25 protein-coding genes are annotated in these 21,914 nt (G+C 67.7%); 4 read left to right on the top strand and 21 right to left on the bottom strand.

What is annotated here, in order from left to right; all coding sequences use genetic code 11:
* Nucleotides 1–385, top strand: a 385-nt coding sequence (locus QZV84_RS08160) for a VTT domain-containing protein (protein ID WP_292828053.1), incomplete at its 5' end; no start/stop codon positions are given.
* A gap of 45 nt (nt 386–430) precedes the next feature.
* Here the strand turns inward: QZV84_RS08160 and QZV84_RS08155 are convergent.
* From QZV84_RS08155 to QZV84_RS08090, 14 genes are all read right to left on the bottom strand, one after another.
* Entirely contained in the window at nt 431–1,684 is a 1,254-nt protein-coding gene (locus QZV84_RS08155) for a DUF6716 putative glycosyltransferase (protein WP_292828050.1), read from the bottom strand.
* On the bottom strand, nt 1,681–2,553 hold the full coding sequence (locus QZV84_RS08150; protein ID WP_292828047.1) for an N-acetylneuraminate synthase family protein: 873 nt from the start codon (nt 2,551–2,553) through the stop codon (nt 1,681–1,683). The genes QZV84_RS08155 and QZV84_RS08150 overlap by 4 nt, the downstream gene beginning before the upstream one ends.
* Entirely contained in the window at nt 2,553–3,764 is a 1,212-nt protein-coding gene (locus QZV84_RS08145; protein ID WP_292828044.1) for an acylneuraminate cytidylyltransferase, read from the bottom strand. Before QZV84_RS08145 ends, QZV84_RS08150 begins: the two co-directional genes overlap by 1 nt.
* Complete coding sequence (locus QZV84_RS08140; RefSeq protein ID WP_292828041.1) at nt 3,761–4,675, bottom strand: hypothetical protein; 915 nt, start codon at nt 4,673–4,675, stop codon at nt 3,761–3,763. Before QZV84_RS08140 ends, QZV84_RS08145 begins: the two co-directional genes overlap by 4 nt.
* 241 nt (nt 4,676–4,916) lie before the next feature.
* Nucleotides 4,917–5,276, bottom strand: coding sequence for a carboxymuconolactone decarboxylase (locus tag QZV84_RS08135; RefSeq protein ID WP_292828038.1), 360 nt, complete (start codon nt 5,274–5,276; stop codon nt 4,917–4,919).
* 423 nt (nt 5,277–5,699) lie between these two features.
* Nucleotides 5,700–6,821, bottom strand: a complete 1,122-nt coding sequence (locus QZV84_RS08130; RefSeq protein WP_292828035.1) for an ABC transporter ATP-binding protein — start codon at nt 6,819–6,821, stop codon at nt 5,700–5,702.
* Nucleotides 6,818–7,612 (bottom strand): ABC transporter permease subunit, encoded by a 795-nt coding sequence (locus tag QZV84_RS08125; protein WP_292828032.1) that lies wholly within the window; start codon nt 7,610–7,612, stop codon nt 6,818–6,820. Before QZV84_RS08125 ends, QZV84_RS08130 begins: the two co-directional genes overlap by 4 nt.
* Nucleotides 7,609–8,493, bottom strand: coding sequence for an ABC transporter permease (locus QZV84_RS08120; protein ID WP_292828029.1), 885 nt, complete (start codon nt 8,491–8,493; stop codon nt 7,609–7,611). The genes QZV84_RS08125 and QZV84_RS08120 overlap by 4 nt, the downstream gene beginning before the upstream one ends.
* A gap of 53 nt (nt 8,494–8,546) precedes the next feature.
* On the bottom strand, nt 8,547–9,692 hold the full coding sequence (locus QZV84_RS08115) for an extracellular solute-binding protein (protein WP_292828026.1): 1,146 nt from the start codon (nt 9,690–9,692) through the stop codon (nt 8,547–8,549).
* A 128-nt stretch (nt 9,693–9,820) separates the two neighbouring features.
* Nucleotides 9,821–11,224 carry an FAD-dependent oxidoreductase gene (locus QZV84_RS08110; protein WP_292828022.1) on the bottom strand — a complete coding sequence of 468 codons (1,404 nt, stop codon included), beginning with the start codon at nt 11,222–11,224 and terminating at the stop codon, nt 9,821–9,823.
* Nucleotides 11,225–11,254: 30 nt separating this feature from the next.
* Nucleotides 11,255–12,226: a PstS family phosphate ABC transporter substrate-binding protein gene (locus QZV84_RS08105; RefSeq protein ID WP_292828019.1), complete on the bottom strand. Its 972-nt coding sequence runs from the start codon at nt 12,224–12,226 to the stop codon at nt 11,255–11,257.
* A gap of 18 nt (nt 12,227–12,244) precedes the next feature.
* On the bottom strand, nt 12,245–12,661 hold the full coding sequence (locus QZV84_RS08100) for an arsenate reductase ArsC (protein ID WP_292828016.1): 417 nt from the start codon (nt 12,659–12,661) through the stop codon (nt 12,245–12,247).
* 65 nt (nt 12,662–12,726) lie between these two features.
* The gene (locus QZV84_RS08095; protein WP_292828014.1) at nt 12,727–13,614 is read right to left on the bottom strand and encodes a metalloregulator ArsR/SmtB family transcription factor; all 888 of its coding nucleotides are present in this window, start codon (nt 13,612–13,614) and stop codon (nt 12,727–12,729) included.
* A 75-nt stretch (nt 13,615–13,689) separates the two neighbouring features.
* Complete coding sequence (locus QZV84_RS08090) at nt 13,690–15,006, bottom strand: FAD-dependent oxidoreductase (RefSeq protein WP_292828011.1); 1,317 nt, start codon at nt 15,004–15,006, stop codon at nt 13,690–13,692.
* An 88-nt stretch (nt 15,007–15,094) separates the two neighbouring features.
* Between QZV84_RS08090 and QZV84_RS08085 the strand changes: the two genes are divergently transcribed.
* Nucleotides 15,095–15,445 (top strand): metalloregulator ArsR/SmtB family transcription factor, encoded by a 351-nt coding sequence (locus QZV84_RS08085; RefSeq protein ID WP_292828008.1) that lies wholly within the window; start codon nt 15,095–15,097, stop codon nt 15,443–15,445.
* 47 nt (nt 15,446–15,492) lie between these two features.
* A complete protein-coding gene (locus QZV84_RS08080) occupies nt 15,493–16,167 on the top strand; it encodes an aquaporin (protein ID WP_363331893.1) in 675 nt (224 codons plus the stop codon).
* 13 nt (nt 16,168–16,180) lie between these two features.
* Here QZV84_RS08080 and QZV84_RS08075 read toward each other — a convergent pair whose 3' ends face one another.
* The 7 genes from QZV84_RS08075 to QZV84_RS08045 all read right to left on the bottom strand — a co-directional run bounded on the left by QZV84_RS08075 (nt 16,181) and on the right by QZV84_RS08045 (nt 21,344).
* Complete coding sequence (locus tag QZV84_RS08075) at nt 16,181–16,852, bottom strand: cation transporter (RefSeq protein ID WP_292828003.1); 672 nt, start codon at nt 16,850–16,852, stop codon at nt 16,181–16,183.
* The gene (locus QZV84_RS08070; protein ID WP_292828000.1) at nt 16,849–17,025 is read right to left on the bottom strand and encodes a hypothetical protein; all 177 of its coding nucleotides are present in this window, start codon (nt 17,023–17,025) and stop codon (nt 16,849–16,851) included. Before QZV84_RS08070 ends, QZV84_RS08075 begins: the two co-directional genes overlap by 4 nt.
* Nucleotides 17,026–17,149: 124 nt before the next feature.
* Entirely contained in the window at nt 17,150–17,365 is a 216-nt protein-coding gene (locus tag QZV84_RS08065) for an SHOCT domain-containing protein (protein ID WP_292827997.1), read from the bottom strand.
* Between the two features lie 132 nt (nt 17,366–17,497).
* The gene (locus QZV84_RS08060; protein ID WP_292828105.1) at nt 17,498–19,567 is read right to left on the bottom strand and encodes a heavy metal translocating P-type ATPase; all 2,070 of its coding nucleotides are present in this window, start codon (nt 19,565–19,567) and stop codon (nt 17,498–17,500) included.
* Nucleotides 19,568–19,730: 163 nt separating this feature from the next.
* Complete coding sequence (locus tag QZV84_RS08055; RefSeq protein ID WP_292827994.1) at nt 19,731–20,330, bottom strand: DUF305 domain-containing protein; 600 nt, start codon at nt 20,328–20,330, stop codon at nt 19,731–19,733.
* 103 nt (nt 20,331–20,433) lie between these two features.
* Nucleotides 20,434–20,901, bottom strand: a complete 468-nt coding sequence (locus QZV84_RS08050; RefSeq protein ID WP_292827991.1) for a DUF6153 family protein — start codon at nt 20,899–20,901, stop codon at nt 20,434–20,436.
* A gap of 53 nt (nt 20,902–20,954) precedes the next feature.
* On the bottom strand, nt 20,955–21,344 hold the full coding sequence (locus QZV84_RS08045) for a glucose-6-phosphate dehydrogenase (protein WP_292827988.1): 390 nt from the start codon (nt 21,342–21,344) through the stop codon (nt 20,955–20,957).
* A 152-nt stretch (nt 21,345–21,496) separates the two neighbouring features.
* Here QZV84_RS08045 and QZV84_RS08040 point away from each other — a divergent pair, with 152 nt between their 5' ends.
* Complete coding sequence (locus tag QZV84_RS08040) at nt 21,497–21,886, top strand: PPOX class F420-dependent oxidoreductase (RefSeq protein WP_292827985.1); 390 nt, start codon at nt 21,497–21,499, stop codon at nt 21,884–21,886.
* Nucleotides 21,887–21,914: the final 28 nt, after the last annotated feature.

Raw genomic sequence — 21,914 nt, 5'->3', positions numbered from 1 at the left:
CTACACGATCGGTCGCACGATCGGTGTCGATCGGTGGAGGTGGTCGCGGGCGCCGCGAGTGGTCTCGATGCGGGCCTGGGCGAAGCGCCGGCTGGCGCGCAGCACCGCCGCGGTCGTGTTCACCGCCCGATTCATCCCGTTCGCGCGTATTGCCGTGAACCTCACCGCCGGCGCCGAACGGCTCCCGGCGCCCCGCTACCTCGGACTGTGCGCGCTTGCAGCATGCGCGTGGGCCGTGTACCAGTCCTTCATCGGAGCCGCAATCGCCCGCCTCCTGCCCGCATACCCCGTCGCGGCCGTCCTGATCTCCATCGCGATCGCACTGCTCGTGGGGTGGGCGCTGGACGCGGTGCTCACACGCCGGTTCGCCCCCGGCACCCGGTGAGCGGTTCGCCCGTCTCCCAGGGAGCCGGCGGGAATCGGATCACCCTCAGGCAGCCCTGAGTTTGCGGCGGTAGTACGGCCGCAGAATGGGCCTCAGCAGCGCGCGCAGAGGAACGACGGCGGCGTAGACGGCGGCGCCGGACAGCGAGCGGTCTTTGCGTCCGAGAGCGAGCTTGCGCTCCCACGCGTCCCGCACCCGACCACCGCGGCGCACCCGACCCGGCTTGGGCGGGAGCGCCCCCGCGCGTCGCAGGACGACCAGCTGACCGACGTGCGCGATCCAGTCGTCCTTCGCCGGGTCGTGGAAGTAGTTCTCCTCGAGCCACACGGGGGCAGGATGCCGGAACTCCCGCCGGATGACGGCTTCGTCAGAGCCGAGCAGCCCGCTGCCGACGAAGACCGTGTTGATGAGCTTGTCGTGCACGCCGAAGGAGTCGAGGGCGATGACAGGGATCCCCCGCGCGACCGCTTCGATCGCGGCGGTCGAGCTGACCGTGACCAGGCCCTCTGCCGTGTCCAGCGCCCGCGCCATCGACTCTGTCGACACGACGAGGTTCTCGGGAAGCGGCCCGAGTCGGCGAAGGAGCGCAGGAAGACCGTGACGCTGCTTATGAGTCTGATGCTCGCCCGACGCGGCGCGCTCTTTGACCACGACGCGTTTGCCCGGATTCGCGTGGGCGGCGGACAGAAGGAGCTGGGCGAGCCGCATTCGGTCTGCGTGTTCGTGCGGAACGATCGCTTGCGAGGCGAAGACGAGGTCCGTTCCCCCGAGGGCGGCCGGCTCGATCGTCGCGGCGCTCTCGGCGAATGGCAGTCGAGCCAGCGCGAAGCGGTGGGAAAGACCGCGACGACGCGCGAGCCGCGAGAAAGCCGCGACCTCCCGTGTGGAGTGCAGAACGAACAGATCGCTCTGCGTGCGGTGGACGATGGCTGCGGTCGTTTCGGGAATGGAGATGCCGGGCAGACCTGTGACGATCACAGGGCGAGGATCGAGCGCAGCGACCACCCCGATGAGCACTCTGACGACCGGCCCCCGGGCAGCGACCAGAACGGCATCCGGCGCAAGCCCGCGCAGCGCGGCGGTGAGGTCATCGAACTCGACCCGGCGAACGCGCTCCGGGTCGAGTCCGCTGCGCGCGAGCGCGGTCTGCTGCTGCGCGGCGCTCACCGCAAGCGGCGTCTCGACGATCAGCAGATCGGCGTTCGACCCCTTCGGCAGAGTGCCGAGAAGGGCCGCCGCCCACTTCACATACGAGTCCGTGTCGGCGATCGCGACGACGCTGAGCGGACCATCGGTCATGTGAGGACGCGGCGCAGCTTCGCCATCGGCGCCTGCTCTCCCGGGAACACGCGCTTGACGCCGTCGCCCAGAGCGCGCTCGACGATGCGGATGTCGCGGATCAGGTGCTGAAGACCGGTTGGTTCGAGGGATGCCGCGTGGTCGGAACCCCACATCGTGCGGTCGAGGGTGATGTGCCGTTCCACCGTGACCGCGCCGAGCGCGACCGCGGCCAGCGAGATCTGCAGGCCGCGCTCGTGGCCCGAGTAGCCCACCGGCACGCCCGGGTAGCGGTCGCGCAGAGCGGGGATCATCCGCAGGTTCGCCTCTTCCGGCTCCATCGGGTAGGTCGAGGTCGCGTGCATCAGTACGAGCCGGTCGGTGCCGAGCACCTCGATGGCGGCGTCCACCTGCTCGATCGTCGACATGCCGGTGGAGAGGATGACCGGCTTGCCGGTGTCGCGCACGGCTTCCAGCAGCGGGATGTCGGTCAGGCATGCGGAGGCGATCTTGTGCGCGACGACGCTCAGGTCCTCGAGGAACTCCACACTCGGCACATCCCACGGGGAGGCGAACCAATCGAGACCTCGGATGAGGGCGTGGTCGGCGACCTCGATGTACTGCTGACGGGTGAACTCGACTCGATAGCGATACTCGAGATAGGTCATCGTTCCCCAGGGCGTCTCTCGCGGCATGTCCCGCATGTGCGCAGGCGTCGAGATCTCCGGTGTGCGCTTCTGGAACTTCACGGCGTCCGCGCCGGCATCGGCTGCGACGTCGATCAGCTGCTTGGCGAGCTCGACGTCGCCGTTGTGGTTCAGGCCGATCTCGGCGATCACGTAGGCGGGGCGACCGCCTCCGATCACCCTCGATCCGATCGTCACGGTCATCAGTGGTGCCCTTCGTGTGGCGTAGCTGAGCTGCGCAGTGCTGTTGTGAGGCCGGGATCCCCCTGGTCGCGGAGCACACGGTCGGCCAGTTCCCTGACCGCCCCGTGTCCTCCGGTGCGGCTCACGACCACCCGCGCGGCGGCGAGGACGAGCGGATGGGCCTCCGGAACGGCCACCGGAAAGCCGACGACCTCGAGACACCCGAGATCGTTGATGTCGTTGCCGATATAGGCGATGCGCGAAAGCGGGACACCCTGGGCCTTCGCCCACTCGCGGAGTGCGCCGACTTTGTCCTGCACGCCCTGGAGGACATCGACCTCGAGCTTGCGCGCCCGGGCGCTCACGACCGGATTCGTCTCAGCGGACAGGATCAGGACGGGAATGCCGGCGCGGCGCAGCCGTGCGATGCCCATCCCGTCAGACCTGCTCACCCGCACGCTCTCCCGCCCATCGGCATCCGTATGCACCGTGTCGTCGGTGTGCACCCCGTCGAAGTCGGTCACCACGGCAGCGGCGCCCATCAGGACGTTGTCGTGTGCGAACAGCGGCGCGATCGCCTGCGCAAGGGCCAACTGCTCTTCGGAGTCGATCTCGATCGCGGTGCGCTCGGCGACCTCGACCAACCCCACCCTGCCGAAGAACCTGTGGCGAGCGTCGCGGAATCCAGCGGCATCCATGACATAGAACGCCCCGGTCTCGAGGTAGTGAGGCTCGCGGTCCTGACGCCGCGGTCGAACACTCGGGTCGTGGTTGACACCACTGGCGATGCCGGCGTCGGCGGCCCAGACAAACCCGTAGGTCTCGATCGCCGAGAAGACGCAGTCGTGTTCGTTGGCGGCCACGAGGTCGATCGCGACGTCGATGTCCCGCGGGTCGATGAACGGCGAGGTCGCCTGGAGGAAGACGAGCACCTCAGGGATGATGCCCTGATCTTCGAGCGCGTCCAGGGCGTGCAGCAGGACGCTCTCGCTGCTGGCCTCGTCGTCAGCGAGTTCGGCCGGGCGGGCGATCACGTGCGCCCCCCACTCCTGCGCCACGGCGGCGATCTCCTGGTCGTCGGTGGAGACGAACACTCTCTCGACGGATGCCGTGGCACGGGCCGCGGCGATCGCCCGCGCCACGAGCGGAACGCCGCCCACGCGGCGCACGTTCTTGCGGGGCACCCCCTTCGACCCGCCCCGGGCGGGGATGACGGCGACGACCTCGGTCACGCGGTGACGCTCCAGCCCTCGGTGTCGATCTCGGAACGGCCGCTGCGGATCACACTGCCCGTTCCCTGCAGAACCAGAGGGAGGGTGGTCGTCGTCGACGACGGAAGCGTCAGGATCTCGAGTGGCTCGGTGGCCCCTGCCAGGATCAGCTCCGCCGGCAGGGACTGCGTCCACACGTGAACGCCGGGGATCGCGGAGACAGCCGCGGTCTGGACGGCTGATTCGCGCCGATGCGGCAGGTAGGTGACCGGTGCGAGCGAGGCTTCGCGCCTCACCCAATCGAGGTACTCGGCCAACGGCATCCGTCCGTCGACGGGTCGCGCGCTGCCGAGCAGCACCCGTCCATCGGTGACGGGCGTGAACGGGCGCGCAGTACGCCGCGTCCACTCGAATCGATGACGTTCGACCCGCACGCCGATGTCGGCAAGGTCTGCGGATCGCCGCTCACCGAAGTCGAAAGCCGTGAAGATCTCGACGTCGCCGGCCAGCGCCCGGCCGAGAACCTGCTCGATCGCGAACGGCACCAACCGCCTGGTCATTCCTCGCTCGACCACTCCGGGCCGGGAGTACGGCCCACGGCCGGTCAGAGCGTCGGCGAAGGCGATCGCATTCGCTCCATCGTCGAGGAACGTGATCCGGCGCGGCCGCAGGATCGACGCCGCCAGCCGGAACTGCCCCGAGAAGCCGTCACCCACCAACCAGTGGCGGTGCGTCGCGAGAAGATTCCACGGGATGCCCAGATACGGCTCGCTTGGGCCGAACATCGCACCGCGTTCGACGAGCTCGTCGGCGGTCGACGACATCTGGGCGGTGAGCCGGCCGGCAAGCGGCACGCGGCGCCCATGAGCGGCCGCCCACTCGGCTGCTCCGACGAGCTGAAGAGGCGATTCGGCCCAGGCGAGGACTGACATCGTCGGAGAACCCATCGCACCTCCCCCGGCCGCTGTACGTCCGGCCGCTGTACGTCCGGCCGTAGTATATCCCGGCGGCCCGACGTCCGGGTATATCCCGGCGGCCCTACGTCCGGCCGAGGCACGGCCGGATGAAGTCTCAAGAATGACCCCGGCGCATGAATGCGGTCATGCGCCGGAGTGACGACGAGCTGACGACTTCGTGAACATCAGTGGACGATGTCGCCACCCCGACGAGCGTCTATTCGTCGACGTCGTCCCCTTCGAAGTCGTCCTCCAACTCAGCGACTTCAAGATCGCCCAGCTCTACCTCGTTCGACAGAGCGCGCACGATGTTGCCCGTGGCGGACGCGATCTTCGCAGTGCCGACGATCGGCGCGATCGCGGTGAGGAGGCCGCGGATGCTGTCCACGTCCAGCCCGTCCTCGAGCGAGAACCCGAGGTTCAGCGCGTACGACACCGGTGGGGCGTCGACGGCCACGAGCGCAGCGAGGCGCACCAGGATGAGAGTGTCGATGTCGAGGCTCGACGACTCGAACGAGTCGGTCGTCATGCGTGCCAGCAGCTCCATCACGGGAGCCTCGGTGGTCGTGTCGCTCATGATGTGCCCCTCTCAGCACCGTTCCTGCACGGGTGGCGATGCAGTATTCCGCCGCCACCAACACTCCCAGGACGAGCGATCGGCCCCTATGAACGGTCAGTGAAACCGGAGCGAACATTCCGGGCTGCCCCGGCCGGCTCTGACGACGACTTCGTGGAGTTTCGCAATACCGGCGACCGGGAGGTCGACCTCTCGGAGTGGGCGCTCAATCGCCCCTGGCGGATCCTCGCCGATGGGCTTCAGAACCGATACACGACCGCCGACGACCACTTCACCCCGAACATCGCCCTCCAGTATCCGAAGCGCCTGACCACTGCTGCGCTCTCGCTGCTGTCGATCGCTGCGCCGCCGGACCCGTCATTGCCCGCGCATCCGGCGCGCTGGTGCACAGACGCGGTGATGCAGACACCTTGCGTACCTCGATCACGCTTCGGCGTCGTCCTGCGTCGAGGTGGGTCGCGGACGCACGGCGACCGGCGAGGGCGTGATGGCGATCCTGACAGCATCCCCGAATTCGACGTGATCTGATGCCGCATGCTGCAGTCGTACGAGGTGTCCGTCATCAGTGCGGACGACGGTGCGGCGGAAGCTGCCGAGGAAGGTGCTCTCGTGGACGACGGCGCCGATACCAGGGTCACCCGGTCCGACGAATCTGAGGTTCTCGGGCCGAAGGAACACCTCCACCGCTCCGTCACGCAGGGGAGACTGCAGCGGCAGAGCCTGACCCCAGACGGTCGCCACGCCGTGTGAGACGACCCCGGGCACCAAGCTCGACAATCCGACGAACGCGGCGACTTCGGGCGTGGCAGGTCGCAGATACAGGTCTTCGGGTGTCCCGATCTGCTCGATGCGTCCGGCGCTCATCACCGCGATCCGATCGGAGACGGCGAGGGCTTCTTCTTGATCGTGGGTGACGAAGACGGTCGTGATACCGAGCCGCAGCTGGATGCGGCGGATCTCGTCGCGCAGCTGCACCCTCACCTTCGCATCCAGTGCCGACAGGGGCTCGTCCAACAGCAGCACCCGCGGCTCGGTCACCAGCGCGCGTGCGAGCGCGACGCGCTGCTGCTGCCCGCCGGAGAGCTGGTGGGCGTATCGGTCGGCGAGATGTCCGAGACCGACGAGGTCGAGGGCATCGCCCGCGCGCTTGTGCGCTTCGGCCGGACGAACACCGCGACGGCGGAGTCCGAACGCGGTGTTGTCGATGACCCGAAGGTGAGGGAACAGCGAGTAGGACTGGAACACCATGCCGATGTCACGCTTGTTCGTCGGCACCCTCGAGACGTCTCGTCCGCCCAGGTAGACGGAGCCTTCGGTTGCCTGCTCCAGGCCAGCGAGGACGCGCAGTGCGGTCGTCTTCCCGCATCCGGATGGCCCCAAGAGCGAGACGAACTCGCCGGGGGCGACATCCAGGTCCACACCGTGCAGCACGCGGTTGGTGCCGTAGTCCTTGACGACACCCCGGAATTCCGCACGGGTGCCATCGCCGACGGCGGCCAGCAGCAGATTGTCGGCGGTGCGGGGCAGACTCCGCGGGTTGGTCATGAGTTCTTCTTTCCGGCGGAGGGTCGTCCGGCCCGCCCGATGATGAGCAGCAGCAGGAAGGCGAACGCGAGTGCCATCAGGGTGAACATCGCTGAGGCATATGCGTCGATCTTGTTCACCACGACCAGCCCTGTCTGCAGTACCTGGCGATTCAGGATCGACGCGATCGTGAACTCCCCCAGAACGACGGCGACCGAGATGAGGGATGCCGCCAGCAGGCCGGGGCGGAGGTTCGGAGCGAGCACGCGGGTGACGACGGTGAACCAGTCGGCACCGAGCGAGCGGGCGGCTTCGGAGAGGGTGCGGACGTCGATCGCGTCGATGGATGCCTGGATGGATCGGTAGGCGAACGGGAGCACGGTGATGCCGTAGGCGAACGCGAGCGTCCAGGCGCCGGTACCGAGGGTGCGTCCGATCTGCTGATAGATCGGGGCCAGTCCGACGACGAGGACGATCGCGGGGATCGTGATCGGCAGCAGCACAAGGAACTCGAACGGGCGACGAAAGGAGGGGAACCGCAGGGCGATCAGCAGCATGGTGGGCGCCAGGAGGAACAGGACGATCGCCACCGTGACGACCGCGAGGATCAGGGAATTGCCGAGCCCCACCCAGATCGGGGCGAACACCGCCGCCTTGGCCGGGTCGAACAGACTCGTCCAGTGCACCAGCGAGTACCCGTCGCCGTCCTTGAGCGTGAAGAGGAGTGTGGATACCAGCGGGAGAGCGAACAGAAAGCCGACGACGATGCCGATGATCCAGCGGGTCAGCGGGCGCGGTGCCAGTCCGTTCATGCCTGCCACCGGGATGCACGTCGCTGAATGAACGAATATGCCCACATGACGATCGCCACCACGACGATCATCCCGAAAGCGAGTGCGCCGGCGAGGTTCTCGCGACCGAGGAGCGTCTCGCTGGTCAGCGCGGTGCGAATCTGCAGGGGCACGATCTGCGACCCCTGGCTGGCGAGGGCGGCAGCCGTCGCGTATGAGGAGAACGCGTTTGCGAACAGCAGCAGGAGGCTCGCGAAGAATGACGGCGCCAGCACGGGGATTCCGACGTGCTGCCAGAACCCCGATGACGTGCCGCCGAGCGTGAGGTTCGCCTCGGCCCACTGCGGCTTGAGCGCTGAGAGGGCAGGCATGAACGTGATGATCATGAGCGGCACCTGGAAGTAGATGTACGGAAGTATCAGCCCGGGCAGTTCGTAGATCCACGGTCCGTTCGCGAAGATGTCGATCCCGAAGCCGTCCATCAGGAACGTGGTGACCAGCCCCTGCAGGCCGATCGTGGCGATGAACGCGAACGCGAGCATCACGCCGCCGAACTGCGCCAGCACACCGGATGCGGCATCCACCATCGTCCGAACGGCGCCGGTCTCCGGCAGGCCCAGAAGGGCGTAGCAGACGATCGCGCCGACGATCGCGCCGATCAGGGCGGTCAGCAGCGACAGCCACGCGGAGTTCCAGAAGGTGGTCAGGATCACGGGATCACCGAGCGCAGCCACGTTGGCGAGCGTGAAGGCTCCGTCATCGTCGAACAGCCCGGAACCGACCGCCAGAACGGTGGGCAGCGCGAGGAACAGCAGCACATATGCAGTGAACGGGACCAGACCGAGCCACGCCCACCCGACGCGCACGGCACCGCGCCGTGCCGGAGCGGTTGGCTCCGGCACGGCGGGGCTTGTCACCCGATCCAGATCAGGACCGGCGACGAGGTCGGGCGATGTCACTGAATCGCCGCGGCCCACTTCTCGCCGAGCAGCTCGCCGGCGGCCGTGCTCTGCGCCTCGGTCGGCACGACGGTGTCAGCGGGCGCTTCGGGCAGTGCGGCGGCGAGCGCTTCGTCGATCGTTCCGGCAGCGGTCATGGCCTCCATCCGAACCGGACGTGCGCCACCCTTCAGCCACAGGTTCTGCACCTCGTCGCTGTAGAGGAACTCCTGCCAGAGGCGCGCAGCGGCAGGGTGCGGCGCGTCCTTGTTGATCGCCTGGTTGTAGTAGCCCGCGTAGCCGGTGCCGGGCAGGACCACGACCTTCCAGTCGGCGTTGTCGCCGGCGTGCGCGGCGTTCAGGTAGTCCCAGTCGAACACGACCGGGGTCTCTCCGCTGGCGACAGTCGCGGTCGTGACATCGACCTTGAGCATGTTGCCTGCGGCGTTGAGCTCGGAGAAGAAGTCGATGCCCGGCTGGAAGTCATCCAGAGTCCCGCCGCTCTGCACGGTCGCGAGGCCGACCGCTGCGAACGCCGCACCGGCCTGGGTGGGGTCGCCGTTGATCGCGACCGCGGACTTGTACGCCGGGTCCAGCAGATCATCCAGCGCGGCCGGCGCCTCGAACTTGGCCGAGTCGTAGCCGATCGACATGTATCCGCCGTAGTCGCCGACGAACAGTCCGGTCGGCTCCTTGAGCGCATCGGGGATGTCATCCCACGTCTGCACCTGGTACGGCGCGAACACGTCGGTGTTCTGCAGGGCGACGGTGAGGCCGATGTCGAACACGTCTGGGGCGGTGTCGAGCCCGGCGTTGGTCTCAGCCGCCTGGATCTCTTCGGCGCTGGATACGTCGGGCGACTGCTCATCGACCGTGATCTCGGGGTACTTCTCGGCGAACAGGTCGAGGATCTCGCCGTAGTTGGCCCAGTCGCGCGGCAGCGCGATGACGTTCAGCTTGCCCTCGGCCTTGGCTGCGGTCTCGAGGTCCTCGAGCGTGCCGAAGTCGACCAGACTCGTGGCCGTGGCAGCGTCGACGGTCGCGCCGTCACCGCTCGCCTCAGAAGCCGGGTCGCCGGCGCAGCCGACCAGCACCAGGCTGGCGGTGGCGAGCAGGGCTACGCCTGCCGCGGCGAGTCTGAACGGGCGGTGAAGGTATGACATGTGCTGTTCCTCTCGGTGTTTCCCTACGCGCGCGCAAAAGCGCTGCGAAAGGTCGGGATGAGAAGAACGTAGAGACACGAGATGACTCATCGACGAGGATCGGGTGAACGGCGGTTGAGCGTACGGTGTCAGGAAAGCGGGGCGGAATGGGTCGTTCGCCGGGCATCGGTGGGGTTCGCTCGCGACCATGCCTGTGTCGCGGCTTGCACGGCATCCCACGGGGACCCCAGCGGTGGGGTGTACGACAGATCGAGGTCGCTGATCTGATCGACTGTCAGGCCGGCGAAGAGCGCCGTCGCGTAGATGTCGACGCGCTTCGCGGTCTCGGTTCCGAGTCGGCCGACGAGTTGAGCACCGAGCAGAAGTCCGGTGCCGGTGTCGCCGGTGATGCGGATGTTGATCGGCTGCGCTTGCGGGTAGTAGCGCTTGTGGTCGTCTGCGACGGTCTGCGTGCTGGCCGGCGAGTATCCACCGGCGGCGGCCTCGAGATCGCGCAGCCCGGTGCGGGCAGCGACGAGGTCGAACACCTTGACGACCTGAGTGCCCACGGAGCCGGCGAATCGCGCCGATCCGCCCAGCGCATTCTCCCCGGCGATGCGGCCCTGCTTGTGCGCTGTCGTGCCCAAGGGGAGATAGGTCACGCCGAGAAGGCGGTGATGCGTCACGACACCGTCGCCGGCGGCGAAAACGTGCGGAACACCGGTGCGCATGTGCTCGTCGACCATCACCGCCCGGCCCGCGCCGAGGGTCGCGCCGGCACGCTCGAGCAGGCTCGTGTTGGGGCGAACCCCCACGACGGCAAGGACGAGATCGGAGGTGAAGGTGACAGGCTGACCCTCGTGCTCCGCACGCACCGTGAGCCCCGCCGCCGTCTTCTCCACGGCGCGCACGGTGGTGTTCGTGTGGACGGAGACGCCGTGTTCGACCAGCTCGGCGTGCACGAGCCAGGCCAGTTCCGGGTCGACCGTGGACAGCACTTCGGGGCCGCGCTGAAGCTGCGTCACGGCGATTCCTCGAGCGGTGAAGCCCTCCGCCATCTCGAGGCCGACGTAGCCGGCGCCGATGATGATGGCGCTGCGCGGGTCGCGTTCGCTGAGGTGGGCGTCCAGCGCGAACGTGTCGCCCATGGAGTGGATGACGTGCACGCCGTCTTCCGGTCCGAGCTGGTCGAGTCCGCTGATGCCGGCGTAGGCGGGAAGCGCGCCGGTGCCGACGACCAGCTCGTCGTAGTCGATGACGGACTCGCCGCGTTGGTCCTGCACAGTCAGCCGCCGGCCGGCGACATCGATTGCGGTCGCGACGGTATCCAGTCGAAGCCGCATGCCCGTCGCCTCGAGGTCCGCGTGCGAGCGGTGTGCCAGGGATTGCCAGGGCTTCACATCGCCTGAGAAGTAATACGGGATGCCGCAGATGGAGTAGTTCGGGTAGGCGTCGGCGACGACGACGGTGACCTCGACGCTGGGATCGATTTCTCTGGCGCGCAGTGCAGCGGAGATTCCCGCGTCGCTGCCGCCGATGGCGACGATGTGCATGATGGGCTTCCTACTGGACTTGTCGGCCGCTCAATCGAGTGACGCGAGCTCGTTCTGAGCGGTCGTGATCTGGGTGCCGGTGAGCGGCACGACCAGTGCTCGCGCAGCGATTTCCAGCGCGTTGTCGACGTAGAAGTCGACGAATGCCTTCACCTGGGGCTTGTCCGCATAGAAAGTGTTGCTGACGTAGATGAACAGAGGGCGACTGAGTGGCGTGTAGCTGCCGTCTTGTACCGTCTTCGTGCTGGGTGCAACGCCATCGATGGATGCCGCGACGATCGAGCCCTCGTTCGCATTGACGTAGCTCAGGCCGAGAAACCCGATCGCTCCGACCTCTTTCGCGACACCGTCGACCGTGACGTTGTCGTCCTCGGATGCGCGGTAGTCCGAACGAATCGCGCCCTCTTCGCCGTTGACCGCAGCGGTGAAGAAATCGAGCGTTCCTGAGTCGCGACCAGGACCGAAAAGGACCAGCGGCTGGTCGGGAAAGTCGGGGTCAACCTGGTTCCAGTTGGTGACCTCCCCCGCGGATTCCGGCGCCCAGATGGTGTGAAGCTGATCGACCGACAGGTCCGTCGCCCAGTCGTTCCCGGGGTTCAGAACGACCGACAGTCCATCGTTGGCGACGATGATCTCGGTGAACTCGATGCCCGCGCCTGAGCATGTGGCGATCTCCTCCTGCGAGATCGCGCGTGACGCGTTGGAAATGTCGGTGATGCCGGCGCAGAACGACCGGAAGCCGGCGGTCGTGCCGGTCGTCGTGATCTTGATCTCCACGTCCGGCTGCTCGCCGATGAAGAGATCACGGGCGGCGTCCGTCAGCGGTGCGACCGTAGATGAACCGTCCGCAAGCACCGTGCCGCTGAGCCCTCCACTCGATCTGTCGCCGTCGGCCGATGATCCGGCACACGCGCCGAGCAGAACGGCGACTGCGAGCAGCGACGCTGCGGTGGCGGCACCCCTTACGGCCTGCAGACGCGGTGCGTGTCGAGGCCTAGTCATGGCCTAGCCATGGCCTAGTCACGCTGCACCCTGGGACGGTGCAAGATCTAGCAGCAGCGCCTCGACGCGGCGCCGAATCTCGTCGCGGATGGGGCGGACGGCCTCGATGCCCTGGCCTGCCGGATCATCGAGCACCCAATCCTCATAGCGCTTGCCGGGGAAGATCGGGCACACGTCGCCGCACCCCATCGTGATCACCACGTCGGACACCTTGACCGCATCGACCGTCAGCACCTTCGGGGTGTTGTCGGCGATATCGATGCCCTCTTCGGCCATCGCCTCGATCGCGACCGGGTTGATCTGGTCCTTCGGTGCGGATCCCGCAGAGAGCACGTCGATGTCGCCACCGCCGAGCTCACGGAGGAATCCTGCGGCCATCTGCGACCGTCCTGCGTTGTGGACGCAGACGAAGAGGACGGTGGGCTTGTCGGTCATGGCGCCTCGCTTTCTCCCAAAAGCATAGACCCAAATCTATGTGTTGAGTAATCGGTCGCGAACGATCAATGCGGCAGCAGCTCGGCCAGGAGCGCTCGAACGCGCGCGTCGATGTCGTCACGGATCGCGCGGATGGACTCCAGCGGCTTTCCGACGGGATCCTCGATGTCCCAGTCGAGATAGCGCCGACCGGGGTAGACGGGGCAGGCGTCGCCGCATCCCATGGTCACGACGACATCGGCAGCGCGGACCGCTTCGTCTGTGAGCGGCTTGGGGAACTCGCCCCCGAGTGGGACGCCGATCTCGTCGAGGGCGGTGACGATCGTCACTCGCACGGCGTGGGCGGGGGCGGAGCCGGCGGTGCGGACGAGCACCCGATCACCCGCCAGCTGGCGCAGGATGCCGGCGGCGAGTTGCGATCGCCCTGCGTTTTCCACGCAGACGAACAGCACTTCGGGAACCGCGCGATGAGTCGCCTCGGATCGCGCGAGCGCGTCGAGTTGCAGTGTCGCAAACGCGGCGACTCGCGATCCGAGAAGAGGGGTGGGGTTGTCGGACGAGAGAAGTTCGTGGCTTTGCGACACGTATCGTTCGACGGTCTCCGCACTGAATGTGCCTCGATATCGCTCGGCGAGGTCCTCGACGATTCGTGGCAGATCCGGTTCGGTTTCGGGTACCGCGGTGCCGTCTCCCAGGAGGGCCTGGACGCGCTCGGCGTTGCGTGGGTCCAGCGAATACCAGACGACACGCCCCTCCGGGTGTCGCATCACGATTCCGTCTTCGGTGAGGGCCTTCATGTGGTGGCTGACGGTCGGCTGGCGCAGGCCGAGTGAGTCGGCGAGGCGGCCGACGAGCGCGCGCCCATCGGGCGAGTCGCGAATCAGCCGAACGATCCGTGCGCGGGTCGGGTCGCCGAGAATCGTCAGCTCACGCGGACCCGAACCGGTACTCATAGACCGCAGTCTATTTGCTGATTCGGGCGGCCGGCCGGTCACGACGGTCAGACGAGACCAGGCCGCGGATGGTGGTCACGAGCAGCATCCGCCCCCGCCGCTCGCGTCTGTCGAGCAGACCCCGGTCGCGGGAAGCACGAGTTCCACATTCGCGGCGGCTTCCGTGTCGCCGGCCAACCACGCGGTCACGGAGCGCACCTGCTCGTATCCGGTGGCGAGCAGGAACGTGGGTGCCCGCCCGTAGGACTTCATGCCGACGACGAAGAAGCCCTTCTCCGGGTGGGCGAGCTCACGAAAACCGTGCGGCTCGACCGAGCCGCAGGAGTGCACGTTCGGGTCGATCAGTGGCGCGAGGCGCTTGGGGGCTTCGACGATCTCATCCAGCTCGAGACGGATCTCGCGGAGCATGTCCAGGTCGGGGCGGAAGCCGGTCGCGTTCACGACGATGTCGGTGGTGTGAGTGACGACCTCGCCGTGTCGGTGGCCGACGAGCTGCACCGCGTCGCCGGCGCGGCGTCCGCGGATGATCTCGAAACCGTCGAGAACGGCGATGCATCCGTCAGCGACCGCCTGGTCGACCCGGCTGCCGAGACGCGCCCGTTCGGCGAGCTCATCATCGGTCGAGGAGGACACCCGAACCGCCTGGGCGTTGCGGATCAGCCAGGTCACTGTCGTGCCGGGCTCGTCGCGAGCGAGCTCAACCAGGCCGAGCAGGGTGTTCGCGGCGGAGTGGCCGGCGCCGACGACAGTGGTGTGCTCTCCGGCGAACAGCGCGCGGTCCCGGCCGAGCACGTCCGGCAGCGCAGCGGTGACACGGTCGGCGATCTCGGTCATGCCCAGCAGCTGGAGCCCACCGGAGGACAGCGAATTCGGCGAGAGGTACGTGCCTGAGGCATCGATGACCGCGCGGGCGGACACGTCCTCGATCTCGCCGCTCGCAGTGCGAATGCGGAGCGCGAACGGCGTGGCGAAGCGTGCCCGGCTACGCGTGCGATCCATTCCCTCCCGGGTGACCCCGAGCACTTCGATGCCGGTGCGCAGGCGGGATGCGATCGGCTCGAGCCCAGCCAGCGGGGCGAGGTACTTCTCCACCAGCTCGGTACCGGTCGGAGCGCGCTCGGGGTCCGGCAGCTCCCATCCGTGAGCCTCGAGCAGTCGGCGCGAGGCCGGGTCGACCAGGTGCTTCCACGGCGAGAACAGCCGCGTGTGACCCCATGCGCGGACGCTTGCCGCAGCCTGGTCCCCAGCCTCGAAGATCACGAAGCCGATGCCGCGTTCCAGCAGGTGCGCGGCTGCGGAGAGCCCGATCGGACCGGCACCGATGATCGCGACCGGAAGAGTGGTCAGTCGATCGTTCTCGACAACGCGGGGCGTCAGGTCAAGCAAGGTCACAGCATCCTCCAACGTGATATCGATGAGCGTCGATAGCTGATTGTGCATTGATCTATCGACATCTGTCAATATCTACTAGGGTCGATGCATGACCACGATGCTCGAGGTGGCCGACGTCTCTGCCGGTCTCTGCTGCACTCCCCTCCAGCGTGAGCCGCTCTCCGCCGAGGAGGCGGAGCAGCTCGCCACCACGCTGAAGGCTCTCGCCGACCCCGCCCGCTTGCGTCTGCTGTCGATCGTCGCGGCATCGGAAGACTCCGAGGCGTGCGTCTGCGACCTGATCGAGCCGGTCGGGCTGAGCCAGTCCACCGTGTCGCATCACCTGAAGGTGCTCACCGCTGCGGGGTTCCTCACTCGCAGCAAGCGCGGCACGTGGGCTTACTTCACGCTCGTGCCGGGAGCGCTCGCCCGCGTCTCGCAGTTGCTCATCGCGTCGTGAGTCTGGATACGACTCGCGCCCTGGCCGGCGAGTTCCTCGGCAGCGCCATGCTGTGCGCCGTGGTCGTCGGCTCCGGCATCGCCGCGCAGACCCTCTCCCCCGCAGATGTCGGCCTGCAGCTGTTCGAGAACGCGTTCGCCACCGCCCTGGGCCTGGCAGTGCTCATCCTGATCTTCCAGACCGTCTCCGGAGCTCATTTCAACCCGGTGGTCTCGATCGTCGATGCCCTGCTGCATCGCAAGGGCGTGGCGATCACGACGGCCTACATCCCGGTGCAGATCCTCGGATGCATCGGCGGCGCGATCCTTGCGAACCTGATGTTCGCTGCGCCGGCCATCTCCTGGAGCACCACCGATCGAGCAACGTGGCCACACCTCCTCGCCGAGGTCGTCGCCACTGCCGGTCTCGTGCTGGTGATCTTCGCCCTCGTCCGCACCGGCCGCTCGCACCTCGCCGCACCGGCCGTCGGCGCGTACATCGGGGCCGGGTACTTCTTCACCTCGTCCACGAGCTTCGCGAACCCCGCGATCACCATCGGCCGCGCCTTCAGCGACACCTTCGCCGGCATCGCGCCCACGTCAGTCCTGCCATATATCGCCGCGCAGCTTGTCGGCGCTGCACTCGGCTGGGCATTGGTGCGCGGTTTCTTCCCCTTCGCGAGCGACGCGCCGGCGGCATCCGGACGCCGGCCCCGAGGTCGTGCTGAGCTCGAACGCACGTGACGGCGCCGGGCCGTCAGCGGGCGTCACCGCCGTGGTCGTCGGATTCTTCTTCGAGCAGCATTCCTACCGAGGTGGCGCAGGCGTCCCCCCGCCATGCCTCGAGGCCTTCACGAACGGCGAACCCGGCGATGACGAGGCCGGCGATCGCGTCCGCCCACCACCATCCGAACAAGCTGTTGAGCACCAGTCCGATCAGGACGGCGGCGGAGAGATAGGTGCACAGGAGGGTCTGCTTCGAGTCGGCGATGGCGCTTGCCGAGCCGAGTTCGCGGCCCGTGCGGCGTTCCGCGAGCGAGAGGAAGGGCATCACGATCACGCTCAGCGCGGTGATGGCGATCCCCAGAGCACTGTGCTCGACTTCGACCCGCGATATCAGCGCGATCAATGACGTGACCGTGACGTAGATCGCGAGCGCGAAGAACGCGATTGCGATCACCCGCAGGGTGGCCTTCTCCCAGCGCTGCGGGTCGCGCCGGGTGAATTGCCATGCGACGGCGGCGGCGGAGAGGACTTCGATGCCGGAGTCCAGTCCGAACGCGATCAGCGCGGCCGAGGACGCGATGGTCCCGGCGGTGATCGCGACGACGGCTTCGACCAGGTTGTAGCCGATCGTCGCCGCAACGATCCACCGGATCCGACGCTGCAGTGTGTGCTTGCGCTCCTCGAGAAGAGCCGAGGCGGTCATGGGCAGGTGCAGGTGTCGCCGGAGCAACAGCCGGGCTCGACGCGAAGGACGACCTCGAGCAGTTCGTTCACGGCGGGGGCGAGAAGGACTCCCACCTTGGTCGAGTCCGACAGCGCGTGACCGAGACGCACCGGAGCGGCGGCGTGAGTGGCCGACGCGGTTGCGGTGAGCATGGACGCCATAGTACAGAAAACGCTGAACTGTGGCGGATGCCGGCGACGGCGTCGTGCGCGCACAGCCGCCTGGCGCTGATGGAGAGGGACTGTGAAGAGGGCGACTGCGGCGGGCGAGGTGATGCTATGGGTGTTCCTCGAGGGCGCGGGCAATCTGTCTGAACTCGTCCGGCGTGATCTCCCCCCGCGCGAGGCGCTCCTCCGCGATCTGCCTCGCGGAACTCGCCGGTGCGGGCGGCACCTGCCCGGCGCGCCCGGACGAGCCCGCGCTCGCCGCACGGACGATCAGAACGATCAACGCCGCCAGGATGAGCAGAAGCAGAATGCCGCCGAACCACATCCAGCCCCACCCGAAACCCTGTCCGTACATCATGAGCCGTCATCCTCTCTCACGCCGGTCCGATGGCCGGCGTGCAAACTCGATCTTCCTCCCTCGGGACTGCTGCGAACAGGCCGAACGTCCCCCGCTGTGTCAGGCTCGCCGATCCAGGATCGCCTGGACACTCGCCTCAGGTCGAAGGTCGAGGCGCCGAAGCAGCTGGGCGTTGAGTGCCACGACGATGGTGGACAGCGACATCAGAATGGCGCCCACCGACATCGGCAGCACGAACCCGACCGGCGCCAGCACGCCGGCGGCGAGGGGCACGGCAATCAGGTTGTAGCCGGCCGCCCACCACAGGTTCTGCTTCATCTTGCGATAGCTGGCGCGCGAGAGCTCGATGACCGAAAGCACAGAGCGGGGGTCATCGCTCGCGAGGATGACGCCGGCGGAGGCGATCGCGACATCAGTGCCGGCGCCGATCGCGATGCCGACGTCGGCTTGTGCGAGGGCGGGTGCGTCATTGACGCCGTCTCCGACCATCGCCACCTGACGGCCCTCGTGCTGAAGTTCAGCCACCTTCGCGGACTTGTCCTCGGGACGCACGCCCGCCAAGACGCGGTCGACTCCGAGATCCCGGCCGACGGACTGGGCGACGGCTTCTGCGTCTCCGGTGATCATGACGACCTGGATGCCGAGGCTGTGCAGCGCGTCGACGGCTTCGCGCGATTCGGGGCGGATCTCGTCGGCGAGCTTCACACCCCCGATCACCTCTGCGTCACGCACGACGTGGAGGATGACCGCGCCGTCTTCGCGCCACCCCGCCGCGGCCGTGACTTCGTCCGTGCCGAGCTCCTCGAGCAGTCGCGGCCCGCCGACCCGGACCTGCCGGCCGTCGACGGTCGCGACCACGCCGACCGAGGGCGACGATGAGAACCCGGTCGCTGTGGAGATCGCGAGTCCGCGGTCGGTCGCAGCTCGCACGATCGCCTTCGCGAGCGGGTGCTCACTGTCGGCTTCAGCAGCGGCGGCAAGTGCAAGGACCGTGTCGGCGTCGAGGTCGCCCTCGGGCGCGAGGGCGGTCACGGTCGGTTCGCCTTTCGTGAGGGTGCCGGTCTTGTCGAAGAGCATGGTGTCGATCGTGCGCATGCTCTCGAGGGCGAGGCGGTCTTTGATCAGCACCCCGCCGCGCGCGGCACGTTCTGTCGCGATCGCGACCACCAGGGGGATCGCGAGGCCGAGCGCGTGAGGGCAGGCGATGACCAGAACCGTGATGGTGCGCACGACCGCAGCGTCGGGGTCGCCGAGCAGGGTCCACACGATCGCGGTGAGCGCGGCGGCTCCCAGAGCGAACCAGAAGAGCCATCCCGCGGCGCGGTCGGCGATGCGCTGAGCACGCGAGGTGGAGTTCTGCGCGTCGGCCACAAGACGCTGGATGCCGGCGAGGGTCGTGTTCTCTCCCGTCGCGGTGACCTCGACCCGCAGTCCGGAGTCAGTGGTGACCGTGCCCGCCGTGACCGCATCGCCGATGCTGCGTGCAACCGTCCGGGACTCGCCGGTCACCATCGACTCGTCCATGTCGGCACGGCCGTCGACGATCCTTCCGTCGGCGGGGATGCTGCCACCCGGGCGGACCACGACGACATCGCCCACTCGCAGGTCGGACGGCGCCACGGTCACGACCTGATCACCCTGGACCCGCTCGGCCTCATCCGGAAGCAGAGCCGCGAGCGAATCCAGTGCCGACGTGGTCTGCGCCAGCGAACGCATCTCGATCCAGTGGCCGAGCAGCATGATGACGATCAGCAGCGCGAGCTCCCACCAGAACTCCAGTTCGTGGTCCAGCAGACCGAGGCTGGCGCCCCACGAGGCGACGAACGCGACGGTGATGGCCAGGCCGATCAGCAGCATCATCCCGGGCTTTCGCGCGCGAAGTTCGCTGACCGCTCCCGTGAGGAACGGCCACCCGCCCCAGAAGTACATGACCGTTCCGAGGATCGGCGAGATCAGCTGGACGCCGGGGAACTCCGGCAGTGGGTAGCCGAGCAGCATCGCGAACATGCTCGAGAACCCGACCACCGGGATCGCGAGAAGCAGATTCATCCAGAACAGTCGCCGAAACCGGCTGACATGGTCGGCACCATGACCGGCATGGCCGCTGTGCCCGCCGTGCCCTCCGCCGTCGGCGATGTGACCGGTGTGCTCGACCTGGCTGGCCGCCATCTCGTGCGCCGCGTGTGGATTCGTCATGGGGATCGTCCTCCTCGGTACTCGTGCACCAGCAGGGATGTTCACAAGCATCCAACTCGATACCCCAGAGGGGTATTCCGGATGCATACGGATTGGGGAGCGGGGAGGGCCGCGCGTCTGACCCTCCCCGCCGTGGTCAGAGCTGCGCGAGCAGCTCCTGCATAGTGGCGATCTCGGCGGTCTGCGAGGTGATGATCTGCTGCGCGAGGGCGAGCACGCCGGGGTTGGCTCCGTCGTCCAGCTCATCCTGAGCCATCTCGATGGCTCCCTGGTGATGCTCGACCATCTGCTCGAGGTACAGACGTCCCGCCTCCGGGCCGTCAGCAGCTTCGAGAGCCGTCATATCGTCGTCCGACATCATCCCGTCGCCCTGATCCATGCCCTCCATGCCCGCCGAAGACGGCATCCCCCACTCGTCGAGCCAGCGCTCCATCATCTCGATCTCGGGGCCCTGAGCATCCTTGATCTGCTGCGCGAGACCCCGGACACGCTGATCGACGCCGTCTTTCGCGAGGATCATGTCGCTCATCTCGATCGCCTGCTGATGGTGCGGAATCATCATCATCGTGAACGTCGAGTCCGCGGCGTTGAACTCCCCCTGAACAGTGGCGGACGGCGACGACGATGCGCCACCCCCATGATCCATTCCCGGCATCCCCGAGTCGCTGCTGACGGAGGTGGTGCATCCGGCGAGTGCGAGCACGAGCGCGAGCGGGGTGGCCGCGAACGCAGTCATACGAAGCTGCTTCATAACAATCTGTCCTGTCGATCGATTCGGTGAATGTGCCCGCATCGCGGGCCGAGCGCGATCCCGGTCTGGGTGACCGGGCACGGCGCCATCACGTACGACTGATCGACAGGACTGTGAGCGAGGGCGGCCGTGGCCGCAGACTGATTGCCGCTCGCAAGAATGGGGCGACGATGCTCGGCCCGCGAGCACGGACCAGTCCGGGCCCCGTGCGACAGACCAGAAGCAGCGTCACGAGGAGCCCGAGGACGCAGGCCATCATCATGGCGTGCGGCGAGTCGCTCGTGCCGCAGTCGAGGCAGCCTGAATCGGCATCCGCTTCCATGGGCCCGGGCGCGGCGTGCCCATGGTCGGCATCCATCGACGCGGTGCCTATGGACGCGGTGCCCATCGATATGGTGCCCATCGATATGGCGGCGACCCGCGAATCCGAGTGACCGGTGGACAACGTGTGCATCCCGAGCAGGCCGGCGATCACGAGCGCGGCGAACAGCGCGGCGAGCAGCCATCGGGGCGAGGCCGATGGCTGCTCCGATCGCTGAATCAGTCGTACGCGCATCATGACTCCTCGGAAAGTGTACCCCCGAGGGGTATCCCCGAGCGACGCCGGGGTCAGGCGACCTGCCGCCCGCACATGCCGCAGACGCCCGTCGCCGAGCTCTCCACGAAGCAGTCCGGGCACATCGCGCGCGGCTTCTCGTCGAGCGATGGGGTGCGCCGGATGGCTGCGGTGCGCTCGGCCCGCGCAACGGCGCGCCTCGTCTCGACCGGTGCCGGCTGCTCGAGCACCGGCAGGTGGGGCTGGCAGTAGAAGCGCACGTAGCCGGCGTGCTGATTCGGATGCCGGTGCTTCACGGCCCAGAGCTCGGTTCGAGGACGCAGCTCGGAGTCGCCGCCGCAGACCGAGCACCTCGTCGGCTCGCCCGGGACCAGGCTCGCCACGATCATGGGAGTCTCGAAGGGGATCTCCTCGCGCCAATCGGATGTCGAGGTGATCTTCATGGGTGTCCTCCAGAGCGGGATCGAGCTGACGTCGCAGCGAGCGGCGGCGGACGCGATCGCTGTCCAGCGATGAGCGATGACCCTTCCCCAGCGTAGCCCGGGCTCTCGTGCCGGCGGCAGCCTGCCCATCTCGCGGCACCCATGATGGAAGCATGAGCATCCCCGCCCTCACCGACGACGGTCTGCGGTTCGTCGCCGACAGCCACCTGGCGACCCTTTCGACGATGGGCCCGTCGGGCGGCATCCATGTCGTGGCCGTCGGGTTCACCCTCGTCGACGGCGTCGTGCGCATCATCACGAGCGACGGCAGCCAGAAGGTGCGCAACATCGAGCGCGACCCGCGTGCCACGGTCGCACAGCTGTCCGGCCCGCAGTGGCTGAGCATCGCCGGCAGCGGAGTGATCGAACGGGATGCCGACGCCGTCGCGCACGCCGTGAAGCTCTACGCCGGCCGTTACCGCCAGCCTCGACCGAACCCGCGACGGGTGGTCATCCAGATCACTCCGGAGAAGGCGCTCGGGTCCGCCGGTCTCTGGCGCTGACCCTCACCCCGCAGTGCGGAGCCCCCGC

Origin of the sequence: Microbacterium sp. (assembly GCF_011620715.1) — a bacterium.
Lineage (GTDB): Bacteria > Actinomycetota > Actinomycetes > Actinomycetales > Microbacteriaceae > Microbacterium.
This window is presented reverse-complemented; position numbering and strand designations above follow the sequence as displayed.

Excerpts from the sequence above, each read along its gene's own strand:
- QZV84_RS08155 (WP_292828050.1), bottom strand. The coding sequence starts at position 1,684 with ATGACCGATGGTCCGCTCAGCGTCGTCGCGATCGCCGACACGGACTCG.
- QZV84_RS08150 (WP_292828047.1), bottom strand. The coding sequence starts at position 2,553 with ATGACCGTGACGATCGGATCGAGGGTGATCGGAGGCGGTCGCCCCGCC.
- QZV84_RS08140 (WP_292828041.1), bottom strand. The coding sequence starts at position 4,675 with ATGTCAGTCCTCGCCTGGGCCGAATCGCCTCTTCAGCTCGTCGGAGCA.
- QZV84_RS08135 (WP_292828038.1), bottom strand. The coding sequence starts at position 5,276 with ATGAGCGACACGACCACCGAGGCTCCCGTGATGGAGCTGCTGGCACGC.
- QZV84_RS08130 (WP_292828035.1), bottom strand. The coding sequence starts at position 6,821 with ATGACCAACCCGCGGAGTCTGCCCCGCACCGCCGACAATCTGCTGCTG.
- QZV84_RS08125 (WP_292828032.1), bottom strand. The coding sequence starts at position 7,612 with ATGAACGGACTGGCACCGCGCCCGCTGACCCGCTGGATCATCGGCATC.
- QZV84_RS08115 (WP_292828026.1), bottom strand. The coding sequence starts at position 9,692 with ATGTCATACCTTCACCGCCCGTTCAGACTCGCCGCGGCAGGCGTAGCC.
- QZV84_RS08110 (WP_292828022.1), bottom strand. The coding sequence starts at position 11,224 with ATGCACATCGTCGCCATCGGCGGCAGCGACGCGGGAATCTCCGCTGCA.
- QZV84_RS08105 (WP_292828019.1), bottom strand. The coding sequence starts at position 12,226 with ATGACTAGGCCTCGACACGCACCGCGTCTGCAGGCCGTAAGGGGTGCC.
- QZV84_RS08100 (WP_292828016.1), bottom strand. The coding sequence starts at position 12,661 with ATGACCGACAAGCCCACCGTCCTCTTCGTCTGCGTCCACAACGCAGGA.
- QZV84_RS08095 (WP_292828014.1), bottom strand. The coding sequence starts at position 13,614 with ATGAGTACCGGTTCGGGTCCGCGTGAGCTGACGATTCTCGGCGACCCG.
- QZV84_RS08085 (WP_292828008.1), top strand. The coding sequence starts at position 15,095 with ATGACCACGATGCTCGAGGTGGCCGACGTCTCTGCCGGTCTCTGCTGC.
- QZV84_RS08080 (WP_363331893.1), top strand. The coding sequence starts at position 15,493 with ATGCTGTGCGCCGTGGTCGTCGGCTCCGGCATCGCCGCGCAGACCCTC.
- QZV84_RS08075 (WP_292828003.1), bottom strand. The coding sequence starts at position 16,852 with ATGACCGCCTCGGCTCTTCTCGAGGAGCGCAAGCACACACTGCAGCGT.
- QZV84_RS08070 (WP_292828000.1), bottom strand. The coding sequence starts at position 17,025 with ATGCTCACCGCAACCGCGTCGGCCACTCACGCCGCCGCTCCGGTGCGT.
- QZV84_RS08065 (WP_292827997.1), bottom strand. The coding sequence starts at position 17,365 with ATGTGGTTCGGCGGCATTCTGCTTCTGCTCATCCTGGCGGCGTTGATC.
- QZV84_RS08060 (WP_292828105.1), bottom strand. The coding sequence starts at position 19,567 with ATGGCGGCCAGCCAGGTCGAGCACACCGGTCACATCGCCGACGGCGGA.
- QZV84_RS08055 (WP_292827994.1), bottom strand. The coding sequence starts at position 20,330 with ATGACTGCGTTCGCGGCCACCCCGCTCGCGCTCGTGCTCGCACTCGCC.
- QZV84_RS08050 (WP_292827991.1), bottom strand. The coding sequence starts at position 20,901 with ATGCGCGTACGACTGATTCAGCGATCGGAGCAGCCATCGGCCTCGCCC.
- QZV84_RS08045 (WP_292827988.1), bottom strand. The coding sequence starts at position 21,344 with ATGAAGATCACCTCGACATCCGATTGGCGCGAGGAGATCCCCTTCGAG.
- QZV84_RS08040 (WP_292827985.1), top strand. The coding sequence starts at position 21,497 with ATGAGCATCCCCGCCCTCACCGACGACGGTCTGCGGTTCGTCGCCGAC.